Source organism: Clostridium sp. TJA085 (assembly GCF_058310235.1).
The window spans coordinates 1,201,795-1,215,365 of sequence record NZ_JBZEEZ010000001.1 but is presented as its reverse complement, the minus strand read 5'-3'; the positions used below and the strand labels follow the sequence as shown (position 1 = coordinate 1,215,365).

At 26.6% G+C, this 13,571-nt stretch carries 12 protein-coding genes and 1 riboswitch; of the genes, 9 read left to right on the top strand and 3 right to left on the bottom strand.

The window, feature by feature from the left end; translation table 11 throughout:
* Positions 1-201 precede the first annotated feature (201 nt).
* The gene (locus AC4FQW_RS06250; RefSeq protein ID WP_491147906.1) at positions 202-1,836 is read left to right on the top strand and encodes a diguanylate cyclase; all 1,635 of its coding nucleotides are present in this window, start codon (positions 202-204) and stop codon (positions 1,834-1,836) included.
* Positions 1,837-1,869: 33 nt separating this feature from the next.
* On the opposite strand, the gene AC4FQW_RS06245 is transcribed toward AC4FQW_RS06250, so the two are convergent.
* The 3 genes from AC4FQW_RS06245 to mscL form a co-directional block, all read right to left on the bottom strand.
* Positions 1,870-2,319: a hypothetical protein gene (locus AC4FQW_RS06245; protein WP_303130792.1), complete on the bottom strand. Its 450-nt coding sequence runs from the start codon at positions 2,317-2,319 to the stop codon at positions 1,870-1,872.
* Between the two features lie 292 nt (positions 2,320-2,611).
* Complete coding sequence (locus AC4FQW_RS06240) at positions 2,612-2,971, bottom strand: CoA-binding protein (protein WP_491147904.1); 360 nt, start codon at positions 2,969-2,971, stop codon at positions 2,612-2,614.
* A 15-nt stretch (positions 2,972-2,986) separates the two neighbouring features.
* Positions 2,987-3,430 (bottom strand): large conductance mechanosensitive channel protein MscL, encoded by a 444-nt coding sequence (mscL, locus tag AC4FQW_RS06235; RefSeq protein ID WP_491147903.1) that lies wholly within the window; start codon positions 3,428-3,430, stop codon positions 2,987-2,989.
* A 357-nt stretch (positions 3,431-3,787) separates the two neighbouring features.
* Between mscL and AC4FQW_RS06230 the strand changes: the two genes are divergently transcribed.
* The 8 genes from AC4FQW_RS06230 (at position 3,788) to gloA2 (ending at position 13,283) form a co-directional block, all read left to right on the top strand.
* On the top strand, positions 3,788-5,143 hold the full coding sequence (locus tag AC4FQW_RS06230) for an FAD-binding oxidoreductase (protein WP_491147901.1): 1,356 nt from the start codon (positions 3,788-3,790) through the stop codon (positions 5,141-5,143).
* A 558-nt stretch (positions 5,144-5,701) separates the two neighbouring features.
* A complete protein-coding gene (arcA, locus tag AC4FQW_RS06225) occupies positions 5,702-6,940 on the top strand; it encodes an arginine deiminase (protein ID WP_491147899.1) in 1,239 nt (412 codons plus the stop codon).
* Positions 6,941-7,054: 114 nt separating this feature from the next.
* Positions 7,055-8,050: an ornithine carbamoyltransferase gene (argF, locus tag AC4FQW_RS06220; RefSeq protein WP_303129498.1), complete on the top strand. Its 996-nt coding sequence runs from the start codon at positions 7,055-7,057 to the stop codon at positions 8,048-8,050.
* 76 nt (positions 8,051-8,126) lie between these two features.
* Positions 8,127-9,569, top strand: a complete 1,443-nt coding sequence (arcD, locus tag AC4FQW_RS06215) for an arginine-ornithine antiporter (protein WP_303129497.1) — start codon at positions 8,127-8,129, stop codon at positions 9,567-9,569.
* Between the two features lie 189 nt (positions 9,570-9,758).
* Positions 9,759-10,703, top strand: a complete 945-nt coding sequence (gene arcC / locus AC4FQW_RS06210) for a carbamate kinase (RefSeq protein WP_303129496.1) — start codon at positions 9,759-9,761, stop codon at positions 10,701-10,703.
* 109 nt (positions 10,704-10,812) lie between these two features.
* Entirely contained in the window at positions 10,813-11,268 is a 456-nt protein-coding gene (locus AC4FQW_RS06205) for an arginine repressor (protein ID WP_303129495.1), read from the top strand.
* A 295-nt stretch (positions 11,269-11,563) separates the two neighbouring features.
* On the top strand, positions 11,564-12,877 hold the full coding sequence (locus AC4FQW_RS06200; protein WP_491147896.1) for a ClC family H(+)/Cl(-) exchange transporter: 1,314 nt from the start codon (positions 11,564-11,566) through the stop codon (positions 12,875-12,877).
* Between the two features lie 16 nt (positions 12,878-12,893).
* On the top strand, positions 12,894-13,283 hold the full coding sequence (gene gloA2, locus AC4FQW_RS06195; protein ID WP_303129493.1) for an SMU1112c/YaeR family gloxylase I-like metalloprotein: 390 nt from the start codon (positions 12,894-12,896) through the stop codon (positions 13,281-13,283).
* Between the two features lie 75 nt (positions 13,284-13,358).
* Positions 13,359-13,554: riboswitch (cobalamin riboswitch) on the top strand.
* The last annotated feature ends 17 nt before the right edge of the window (positions 13,555-13,571 follow it).

Here is a 13,571-nt window from a genome sequence, read left to right as displayed (position 1 = left end):
TAACAAAAATCCTTTATTTAATTATGTAAATAATAATAAAACAATCAATTAGATAAGCAATATAATATACAAATTGTAACATAAAGGTTAAATGTTTAAAAATATTTTAAAATTATTAGTAAAATTAGGTATAATAGTAATATAATTTAATTATATTAAATTTTATAGTTAAAAAATAAAACCAAAGGTAATAGAGTACTTATGAAGAGAAGAAAAAAGAAGATTATTTTATTAATAATTTTTTCTGTAATAATAGGAACATTAATTATATCGCTTACATTAATTTATAAAAACAAAGAAAATAAGCCTTATATAGAAATTAAAAATAAAACATTAATTGAAATTAGAAAGTATATTGAAGATAGAGATTACAATAAGGCTGAAGGGAAAATTAATAGCCTGTTAAATAATAAAATTATGCAGGAATTATTATGTGGAAATGAAAAATTTATATTATATAATTATCTAGGTATTATAAATTTACAACAAGGAAAATTTTTAAATGCTATAGTTAATTATGAAAAATCAAATAAATATGCTGATAAAAGTAATAAATTAAAATCACTTATAAATATAGCAATATCTTATAGAAATATTGGTGAATATGTAAAAAGTTCAGAGATGTTACTTAAGATTTCTAAGGAAAAAATATATGATAGGCAGGAAAGTGCTTATATTAAAGCCTATTCATTACTTAATTTAGCAGAAATACATTTAAGGGTTGGAAACTTTAGAGAGTTTAAAAATGTTCTAGACAATTCATATCAATATATTAATTATATATCTCCTGAATATAAAGATGATATATTAATTATTTATTATACATATGTAACTTTAGACAATATAAATAATGGGAAGTTAGATGAAGCAGAAAAATGTTTATCTAAAATTAAAGAGTTGCAAAAAAGAAATAAAAGAATAGATTTTACTGAATTAGATGTATTAAGGCTTAGAGCTATTGCAAACTTTTACTTAAAAAAGGGTGAAGATAAAAAATCAGAAGAGTATTTTAAAAAGTTAGAAATAGAGGCACATAAAGAAGGGGAAACATACTTAGAACTAGAAGCTTTAGGTAAAAGAATAGATATTTCAAAGAAAATAAATAAACAACAGTATATTAGACTTTTAAAAAAATATTATGATAGAGAAGAAGAAATAGAGCAGCTTGATAATTCTCAATGTAAATATCATTTAAATAATAAATTTATTGAAGAAATTAATAATTCAATGAATAAGGAACTTTGGAAGTCTATATTAATACTTACTGTTTTATTTTGTATATTAGTATTTTTATTAGTTAAAAAGGTAAGTAAATCTGAAAAGGAATCTATGAAAGATCCATTATGTGATATTTATAATAGAAGATTTTTAAATAATTATATGGAGAAAATAAATAAAAAGGACATTCCAATATCTATACTTATGATAGATGTTGATTATTTCAAACTTTATAATGATAATTATGGTCATCAAAAGGGGGATTTGGTTTTAAAAACAGTAGCAAATGTTTTAAAAAGAAGTTGTAGAAAAGGTGATGTAGTTGCTAGATATGGTGGAGAAGAATTTTGCATTGTATTGAAGAAAACATCAAAAGAGGAAGCAATAGATATAGCAAGAAAAATAAAATATAACATTAATAAAGAAAATATTTCTCATAATTTTTCAAATGTTGAAAAATTCGTAACTTTAAGTATTGGAATTGCAAATATATATTCTTTAGATCACTTAGGAAGTTCGATAAAATTAGCAGATAAAGCTTTATATGGAATTAAGAATTCTGGACGTAATGGATATATTCATATAGAAGATATGATAAAAGAGGGGTTAGTTGATTAAAACTTAACCATAAATAATGGTTAAGTTTTAATTTTAAGGAGCCTCTTTATATTTATAATTAAATTTCCAGCTTATATTATCTAAATTTGTATTTTTTAAATTAAAAGATTTATTGTTAAAGGTAAATTGAACTCTTTTAGCATGGAATGGATAGAAAAATTTAGGTATATCTATTTTATCTAGTATAATTCTTGCAAATGGTGTTCCTTTTGAATCGGTTAACTCTAATTCAAAATCTTTTATTTCTGTTAAAGTTAAATTAGTTCCGTTGTAAATATAACCATCTAGAACTAAAGTATCAGATACTTTATATAGATTATTTACTATTAAATTTACGTTGTTTGCTTGAACAGAAAAATCACTTGTGCTGAAAAGTTTCTCTTGAGGTTTAGATTTAGGTTGTGATGCATTAGCTTTAATTGGTATTAAAATCATCGTAAAAATTATAAAAAATCCAAAGATTTTATTGAATTTTGACTTCATTAGTATTCCTCCTTAATTAGACATATATAGTATATAAATCAAGTTTTTCTATCTTTATATAATATTGTTTGCTAAAAAGAGGAATTTATACTAAATAAATTTAAAAATTTATAAAAATAAAAGACCTCCGTAAATAACGAAGGTCAATTAGAAAGGGTTTAATATAAATTGCTAAGGTGTGATCTTAACAATATTGGGATTGGGGGGAAATAATTTAAATTTTAAATTATTTTATTGGGTATTATAATAATTGCCATATAATCAATAAAATATTCAAAATATAAAAAATTTTTTATAAATCTACAAGAGCACAACCTTGTACTGCGTTTAAATTATTTTTAATACAATAATCTAGTATATCTTTACTTTCAGCACCAGGTTGTATAAGTATATTTTTAATTCCTAAAGAATTAGCTTCTTTTATGTATTTAAGTCCTTCAGCACTATTTATGCATAAATCAATAGCTTCTATTTTATAAGGAACTTCTTTTAAAGATTTAAAAATTTTATTTCCACCTTTAGGATGTACACCATTAGCATTAAGTCCATTATTTTTAAGTTTTTTTAATATTTTATGTGCATATTTTGATTCATTAGAGACATCTCCAATAACAACCCAATTATTAAAAGTTCTAAAAATTTCTACGCTCATAAAAACATCTCCTTTTTAAAGTTCAGATGTACAATGAGGACATCTAGTAGCTTCAATATTTATTTCAGTAAAGCAATAAGGACAATCTTTTGTAGTAGCTTCTTCCGTAGCCTTTTCTTTTCTAAAGGCTCTATCTTTAATTTTATTTAATTGTCTTATTACTATAAATATAGAAAACGCGATTATTAAAAAGTTAAGTATATTATTTAAAAATATTCCGTAATTAATAGTGGCTGCACCAGCTGCTTGAGCTGCTTTAAGTGAATCATAGTGTTTACCACTTAAGTTTATATATAAGTTAGAAAAATCAACTTTACCAACAAGAGAACCAACAGCAGGCATAATAATATCATTTACTAAAGAAGTAACTATCTTTGAGAAAGCACCTCCAATAACAACACCAATAGCTAAATCAACAACATTGCCTCTCATTGCAAATTTTTTAAATTCATTCCACAAAACAATCTCTCCTTTCTTTTTATAATATTGTATCCTAATTAAATATAAATAATAGTAATGTATTAAAAAATTATCACAAAATTTTTAAAAAGGTAACAAATTATTAAAAAATAATACATTTTAGGTAATAGTATGATTTTTTTGATAATTATTATAAATAAATATTCTATATAGTTAGAGATTTATTTTAAAAATGAATATAAAAAATATAATAGATAAATATTTAATTAAATAAATTTTATAAAATTAAATAAAAATATATTAAAAAGTCTTTAAGCTTACTATATTTTTAATATTTTTTATTATAAGAAAGTATTATAATAAATTTATATGTTTTTAGAAATAGAAGGTGAAAAGATGAGAGATTTAGATTATAAAAGTTTAAGTAGTGAAATTATAACAAGAAATAATTTTTTATATGAAGAAAATAGAGAAGCATGGAATAGAGCAATACAAAAATATCCTAAGGCTATATGTTATCCAAAGACAACTAAAGAAGTTATAGAAGCTTTAAAATTTGTAAAAGAAAATAAAATTGAATTTAGAATAAGGTCAGGACGTCATCATTATGAAGGATATTCAACTGGAAATGATATATTTATTATAGATGTAAGCAAAATGAATAATATTTATGTTGATGAAGATAATAAAACAGTAAAAATAGATGGTGGAGTAAGAAATAGAGAACTTTATGAAGCTTTAAATTCACTAGGATATCCTTTCCCAGGAGGAGGATGTCCAACTGTAGGAGTTATAGGATTTACGTTAGGAGGAGGTTGGGGATATTCAAGTAGATTACTTGGACTTGGATGTGACAACTTAATAGAAGCAGAATTAGTTAATTGTGATGGGGATTTACTTACTTTAAATAATGATGTAAATAAAGACTTACTTTGGGCACTTAAAGGTTCAGGGGGAGGAAATTTTGGAATAGTTACTTCAATGACATTTAAGCTTCCAAATAAAATTGAAATGGCAACTTTAATAAATATTGATTTTAATAATATTGATATTGAAGAAAAAATTGATATAATTGAAGAACTTCAAAATACATATAAAACTTTAGATAGAAGAATGAATTTAAAAACAGCTATATATAATTCACAAGAAAAAGGTCACGGTATAAAAATGACAGGACTTTTTTATGGAAAGAAAGAAGAAGCTAATAAGATTTTACAAAGTATTAAGTCTAAGGGAAGTAAAATGTACTATAATTTAGAGTACATGACTGTTTTAGATGCTAATAGATGGATACAAGATAGTCATCCAGATTATGAAAAGTATAAGTCTGGAGGAAGATTTGTTCTTAGAGATTATAATAGAGAAGAAATTAAAAAAATTATAGAAGTTGTATCAGAAAGAGCAGAAGGTTCAACATATACAGCTGTTTCATTTTATGGTTTAGGTGGAGCGGTTTCTGATATTGAAAAAAATAATACAGCATTTTATTATAGGAATGCAAAATTTATAATGGGCTTTCAATCTGTATGGGAAGATTTAAAGTATGCAGAAATAAATGTAAATTGGGTTAAAGAAAGATTTGAATTTATAAAATCAATTACAGAAGGTTCATTTATAAACTTCCCAATAGATTCATTAGATGACTATGAGAAAGAATACTACGGAAAAAATATAGTGAAATTAAAAGAAGTAAAAAGAAAATATGACTCTAATAATACATTTAATTTTGAGCAAAGTATAAAGGGTATTTAATGATAATATAAGGATTAAAAGTTAAGATATAAATATAAAAAGCTCTAGTAATTTATAAAAATTATAAATTACTAGAGCTTTTATTAACTTTATAATGAATATTCACTTTATGCATTATAAAATTTATGCAAAAATATATAAAACAATTTACTTATGAAGGAAAAATTTCAATATATTACATTGAATATCCATCAAAATAGTGGCTTTTAAGGGGTTTTTATTAAAAAATATCTTAAATTAGCGAAAAAAGTGTATATTTTACAAAAAAATATAAAAAAAATATTCCTAATTTATGCATTGAATATTCATATAATTGAAGGAAATCCTTCTTAATAAAATTTCGTGCAAGAGTACAGTTAATAAGGGTTAATACATTATATGTAATTAATAATATTTTTTGGGGTGAATAAAATCAAAAAATACTATACACTTTATGTAAAAAAATGTCTTGTAATCGTTTTTTGAGGGGCTATAATTATAACTGTAAACAGCGTTAGCAAAAAGCATTTGACCCCTAACATGTTTATAAAATAACTAAAGAAGAAAGAGAGTGATAATATGAAGAATAATAGAGCTTTAAATGTTACCTCAGAAATAGGTAGATTAAAAACAGTTTTATTACATAGACCTGGAGAAGAAATTGAAAATTTAACTCCAAATCTATTAGACAGATTATTATTCGATGATATCCCATACTTAAAAATTGCAAGAGAAGAACATGATGCATTTGCAAAAACTTTAAGAGATGCAGGAGTAGAAGTTCTTTACTTAGAAGAACTTGCAGCAGAAGCAATTTCAACTAGCGAAGAAGTAAAAAAAGAATTCATAAATGAATTTATTACAGAAGCTGGAGTTGAAAGTGAATCATTAAGAGAAGCATTAATGAAATATTTCTTAAGCTTCGAAAATAAGCCAATGGTTGATAAGATGATGGCAGGAGTTAGAAAAGAAGAATTAAAAGAATATCATAGAGATTCTTTATATGATTTAGTAAACAGCACTTATCCATTTGTTTGTGATCCAATGCCAAATCTTTACTTTACAAGAGACCCATTTGCAACAATTGGACATGGTATAACATTAAACCATATGAGAACTGAAACAAGAAATAGAGAAACATTATTTGCAAAATATATCTTTAAATATCATCCAAGATTTAAAGATAAAGATGTTCCATTCTGGTTCAACAGAGATGAAACTACTTCATTAGAAGGTGGAGATGAATTAATACTTTCAAAAGATACATTAGCAGTTGGTATCTCACAAAGAACTGATTCAGCTTCAGTTGAAAAGCTAGCTAAGAGAATATTATTCAATGATGATACAACATTCAAAACAGTTTTAGCTTTCCAAATACCAGTAAGTAGAGCATTTATGCACTTAGATACAGTATTTACTCAAGTTGACTATGACAAATTCACAGTTCATCCAGAAATAGTAGGACCTTTAAATGTTTATGCAATAACAAAAGATCCAGAAAATCCAAACATGCTTAAGACTACTAAAGAAGTGGATACACTAGAACATATATTAAGCAAATATTTAGATAGAAAAGTTACATTAATTAAATGTGGTGGTGGAGATGAAATAATCGCTGCTAGAGAACAATGGAATGATGGTTCAAATACATTAGCTATTGCACCAGGAGAAGTTATTGTTTACTCAAGAAACTATGTAACTAATAAAATACTAGAAGATTATGGAATTAAAATACACGTAATTCCATCATCAGAATTATCAAGAGGTAGAGGCGGCCCAAGATGTATGTCAATGCCACTAATAAGAGAAGATCTATAATTTAAAACAATATAAATATACAAATAGTTTAAATATATAAATTTAAGTGTTTACTATTTTAAGAGAAATATAAAAAATAGTAAACACTTAGATTAAACTAAGGAGGAAATGAAGATGGCAGTTAATTTAAAAGGAAGAAGTTTTTTAACATTAAAGGATTTTACACCAGAAGAGATTAGATATCTTTTAGACTTATCACATGATTTAAAGGCTAAAAAAAGAGCTGGAATATTAGGTGACACTTTAAAAGGAAAAAATGTTGTTTTATTATTTGAAAAAACATCAACTAGAACAAGATGTGCATTTGAATGTGGAGCAGCAGAAGAAGGAGCTCACGTAACATTCTTAACAAACTCTCAAATGGGTAAAAAAGAATCAATAGAAGATACTGCAAAAGTTCTTGGAAGAATGTATGATGGTATCGAATTTAGAGGATTTAAACAATCAACAGTTGAAGAACTTGCAAAATATGCAGGAGTTCCAGTATGGAATGGATTAACTGATGCAGATCACCCAACTCAAATATTAGCAGATTTTCTTACAATAGAAGAACATGCACATAAGCCTCTTAGTGAAATTAAATTAGTATTTGCTGGAGATACAAGAAATAATATGAGTTATGCATTAATGTATGGTGCAGCTAAAATGGGAATGCATTTCGTAGCACTTGGACCTAAGAGCTTAGAACCAGATCCAGAAATAGTTAAAGAAATGCAAGAATACTCAAAACAAACAGGAGCAATAATTGAATTCTCAGATAACGTTGATGAAGCGGTTAAGGGAGCAGACGTTATTTATACTGATATATGGGTATCAATGGGAGAAGATGAAAGCCTATATCCAGAAAGAGTTAAATTATTAACTCCATATAAAGTAACAAGAGAAATGATGGCTAAAACTGGAAATAAAAATACATTATTTATGCATTGCTTACCATCATTCCATGATGAAGATACAGAAGTTTGCAAAGACATGATGGATAGATTAGGTCTTGATATTAGAGAAGTTGAAGACGAAGTATTTAGAAGCAAAAATTCAGTAGTCTTTGATGAAGCTGAAAATAGAATGCATACTATAAAAGCCGTAATGGTAGCTACAGCAGGAAAATAATTTGTCATTAGTCGGCTATTTTAATTAAAATAGCCGACTAAACTTTTCTTATAAAAATTAAATAGGGGTGATATATATGTCAGAGCAAAATTCTACTGGTGAACAAAGAAATCTTGGATTCGCTTCACTTGCAGCATTAATTGTTGGTTCTATGATAGGTGGAGGAGCGTTTAACCTACCATCAGATATGGCAAGAGGAGCAGGTACAGGTGCAATTATTATAGGTTGGATTATAACTGGTATTGGTATGATAGCGCTTGCTTTTGTTTATCAAACATTAGCAAACAGAAAACCTGAACTTAGTGGTGGTGTATATAGTTATGCTAAAGCTGGTTTTGGAGAGTACATAGGATTTAACTCAGCCTGGGGATATTGGCTTAGTGCTTGGATTGGAAACGTATCCTACTCAGTTCTTTTATTTGGAGCCATAGGTTACTTTGCACCTATATTTGGTGAAGGTAATAACTTAGCATCAATAATCGGGGCTTCAATTCTTGTTTGGGCATTTACTTTCTTAATATTAAAAGGAGTAAGTGGTGCAGCCTTTGTTAACTTAATAACAACAATAGCAAAATTAGTTCCTATATGTGTATTTATAGTAGTAGCAATTTTTGCATTTAACTTAGATAACTTTACTTTTGAGTTCTGGGGTTCAACAGATCTAGGTAGTATTTTAGATCAAGCAAAGAACACTATGCTAGTAACATTATGGTGCTTCATAGGAATTGAAGGTGCAGTAGTTGTATCTGGTAGAGCTAAAAAACAAAGTGATGTTGGTAAAGCAACAGTAATTGGATTAATAGGAACTTTATGTATATATCTTTTAATTTCCTTAATGTCTTTAGGAGTTATGAATAGAGTACATTTAGCAGGTTTAGATAACCCATCAATGGCATATGTTTTAGAATTTGCAGTTGGTAAATGGGGAGCTGTACTTATTAATTTAGGACTAATAATATCATTATTTGGATCATTACTTGGATGGTCACTTTTAGCAGCTGAAATTCCATTTGTTGCTGCAAAAGATGGTGCACTTCCAAAAATATTTGCAAAAACAAATAAACATGGAGCTCCAGCAGCATCATTAATTATAACAAATATATTAGTTGAATTATTTTTAATATTAACATTAGTTGCAAGTAGTACTTATCAAGCATTATATTCTGTTGCAAGTACTGCAATTCTTGTTCCATATCTTTTAAGTGCAATGTATGGACTTAAACTTGTTATAACTGGTGAAACTTATGATACAAATCCACAAGGTAAAACAAGAGATAAAGTTTGTACAGTTATAGCAACAATTTATGCTATATGGTTATGTTATGCAGCAGGTTTAAAATATTTATTATTATGCTTCATTCTTTATGCAGTAGGTATAATTTTCTACTATGTTGCAAAGAAAGAAAACAACAAAGATGGAAAAGTATTTGTTGGTAAAGAATCATTAATTGCTGTAATTATTTTAGTTGTAGCTGTAATAGCAGTTATAATGCTAGCAACAGGAAAAGTAACAATTTAATTAAGCTAATAAGTATTATTTTAGTAATACCTTTTAAAATACACTTTTACTAAAGATAAAATTATTGATATATAAACAAAAGATAAATTTAAATAAACAAAAGATAAAGATTTTAAATTAATCAGATGAACAAAAGATAAAATTGCATTTAATAATTATTCAGTAATTATTTATAAGGAGGAACAAAAGATGAAAATAGTTTTAGCATTAGGAGGAAATGCATTACAAGCAGATCCTAAAGATAAAAGTGCAGAAGGTCAATTAAAGACTTGTAAAGAAACTGCAAAATCAGTAGTTGATTTAATTGAAGCTGGACATAGAGTATCAGTTGTTCATGGAAATGGACCTCAAGTTGGTCAAATTTTAGCAAGTGTAGAAGAAGCTTATCAAGCAAATAAAAATAATACACTTTTCCCATTTGATGTTGTAGGTGCTTTTTCACAAGGATATATAGGATATCACTTACAAAATGCAATTTCAGAAGAACTTCATAAGAGAAAAATAAACAAATCTGCTGAAACAATTGTTACTCAAGTTGTAGTAGATAAAAATGATAAGGCTTTTGAAAATCCAACAAAGCCAATAGGATCATTTTATTCAGAAGAAGAAGCTAAACAACTTGAAAAAGATAAAGGATATGTAATGAAAGAAGATGCAGGTAGAGGTTACAGAAGAGTTGTAGCATCACCAAAACCTGTTGATATTGTAGAAAAAGATGCTATAAAAGCAATGGTTGATAATGGATTTGTTGTAATTGCTTGCGGTGGTGGTGGAATACCAGTAATTAAAGAAGGAGATAACTTAGTTGGGGTTCCAGCAGTTATTGATAAAGACTTCGCAGCAGAAAAACTTGCAGAAATATTAGATGCTGATCTTTTATTAATACTTACAGCAGTTGATAGAGTATGCGTAAACTATAATAAACCAAATCAAAAAGAATTAAAAGAAATTGGTATAGACGAACTAAATAAATATATAGAAGAAGGCCAATTTGCACCAGGAAGTATGCTTCCAAAGGTTGAAGCTTGTAAGAAGTTTGTTTTATCAACTGATAACAAACAAGCTATAATAGCATCACTTTCTAGAGCAAAAGAATCTTTAGAAGGAACATCTGGAACAAAGATTGTAAAATAAAATATTTTAGGGAGAGGGCTTAAGCCTTCTCTCTAAGCTAATTATTATCATTTTGAATATTGTTAAGTTTAATTTGTTGATAATTTTTTATAAAAAGAGGTCGATTATTATGGGAAATGATTTAAAGAAGAGAAGAAGAGAAGCTATTTTAAACATAATAAAAAATGAAGATATAGGAAAACAAGAACAACTTGTTTTGAAATTAAAACATTTAGGCATAAATGCGACTCAAGCAACATTATCACGTGATTTAAGAGAAATGCATATAATTAGAAAACTAATGAAAAATAAAGAGTATAAGTATGTACTGTTAACTGAAGAAAATGTAGGTAAAAGATGTAATAATATATTTAAAAATTCAGTTGAAAGTATATGTGTACAAGAATATTTTATAGCAATAAGAACTATGAAGGGCATGGCAGATGTTGTTGGTGAATTTATTGATAGATTAAATGATAAAAGAATTCTTGGAACAGTTGCAAACAATTATAGTGTAATTATTGTTTGTAATGGTGAAAAAAACGCAAAGCTTGTGTTCAAAGAGTTAAATGATTTGAGATTTTAAGTATTTTTGTACACATTTATTTAAGTACACCTAAAAATAAAGCATAATAAAATTATACTTCTTAAAGTAATAGAGTCTTATCAAAATTTTGATAAGGCTCTATTATTTTTGTTAATGGAATATTAATAGTCTATTCTTTGAGTACAATCACATTTAAGCTATATAATTAAATTAGGATATAATTGGTTTTTAATTACTTGTATAAATTTAATATTGCTTTTAAATAGTGATAAAAATTTATTTCAATAAGTATTAGTATTTTATTATATAATATAGGAAAGGAAAACTGTAAATTATGCAAAATGAAGATAAAAAGAACATAAAAAGTAAAAATAATTTAAAAGTTAAAACTGTATTAGAAAGTATCGTAGTTGGTGCTATTGCAGGTTTAATAGTTTCTTTATATAGATTAGTTTTAAAGTTTATAGCTCCTTATGAATATAAAGCATATAATTTTATGAAAGAAAATCATTTGTGGATTATTTTGGGTATAATTGTTTTAGTAATTTTTGCTTATATAGTTGGAATTATGGTTGAAAAAAACTCTATGATAAGTGGTAGTGGTATACCTCAAATAGAAGGTATGCTTAAAGATAAATTTGATATTAAAAATCCATTCGAAATTTTAATTCAAAAGTTTATTGGAGGTTCAATTGCAATAGGAGCAGGATTATCACTTGGAATTGAAGGACCGTCTATTCAACTAGGAGCAGAGGCAGCACATGTTTATAGTAATGCAACAAAAAAAGGTATTAGTGATAAAAAGCTTTTAATTGCATCAGCAGCAGGAGCTGGACTTGCAGCAGCTTTTAATGCACCTCTTGCAGGAGTATTTTTTGTTCTTGAAGAAATGTATAAGAGTTTTTCAAAAATGCTTTTTTTATGTTCAATAGGAGCATGTGTAACAGCTGATTTAGTAACTTGGATATTTTTTGGTAGTAAACCTATATTAGAAGTTAATCTTGTAAAATCTTTACCGGCTAAGTATTATATATTTGTAATTATTCTTGGTATTATAGTAGGAATTTGTGGAGTAATATATAATAAAACATTACTTAAAACAATAAAGCTATATAAAGGAATGAAAGTTAAGTTAAGATATAGAATGATAATCCCATTTATGTTTGCATTGTTTTTTGGAATTACACTTCCACAAGTTTTAGGTGGAGGAGATTTACTTATAAATAATATTTTAATAAATGGTGTTGCAATAGAATTTGCTATTGTATTACTTATAAGTAAGTTTATTCTTTCAATAGTGAGCTTTGCATCAGATACTCCAGGGGGAATATTATTTCCTTTATTAAGCTTAGGAGCATTAGTTGGAGTAGTATTTAGTGGAAGTATAGCGTCAATTATAGGAGATAATAATATTTATGTAACAAACTTTATATTACTCGGAATGGCTGGAATGTTTTCATCAATTGTAAGAGCTCCGATTACAGGACTTATATTAGTTTGTGAAATGAGTGGGCCAAAACTAGGATTAGGTGCTGTAACTTTAGTTTGTGGAATATCTTATTTAATTGCAGAAGTATTTAAGTGTAAGCCAATATATGATTCACTATTGGATAATAGATTAAAGGCAATGGGAATAGAAGAAGATTAAAATTAGGGGGATTGTTATGAATTTTACAAAAATACATCATGTAGCAATAATATGTTCAGATTATGAAAGGTCTAAGGATTTTTATACTAATATATTGGGATTTGAAATAATAAGAGAAGTTTATAGAAGGGAAAGAGATTCTTATAAGCTTGATTTAAAGATTGGAGATAATCAAATAGAATTATTTTCTTTTAAAAATCCACCAGAAAGATTAAGTTATCCTGAAGCTTGTGGACTTAGACATTTAGCTTTTGAAGTTTTAAATATAGAAGAAACTGTACAAGAACTTAAAGAAAAAGGGATAAATGTAGAACCTATTAGAATTGATGAATTTACTGGACAAAAGTATACATTTTTTGAAGATCCAGACAAGCTTCCATTAGAATTATATGAAATAAAAAAGTAAAATTTTATAAGAATAAATTGTAAAAATTTTAAAAGTATTGTTTAATGTATATTAATAATGTATAATAAAATACAAATGCATAAAATAAAGTAAGGTTCTAAAATATATGTTTTAGATTAAAAGGGAAGTTGGGTTTAAATCCCACGCGGTCCCGCCGCTGTAATAGAGTAGTTTTTATAAAGTTTATACCACTTGGAGATAAATTTCCTGGGAAGGTTTTATAAAAATGTTGATCCTTAAGCCAGAAGACCTGCCTACTTTAACAACATATAACTCTACGCGGATATA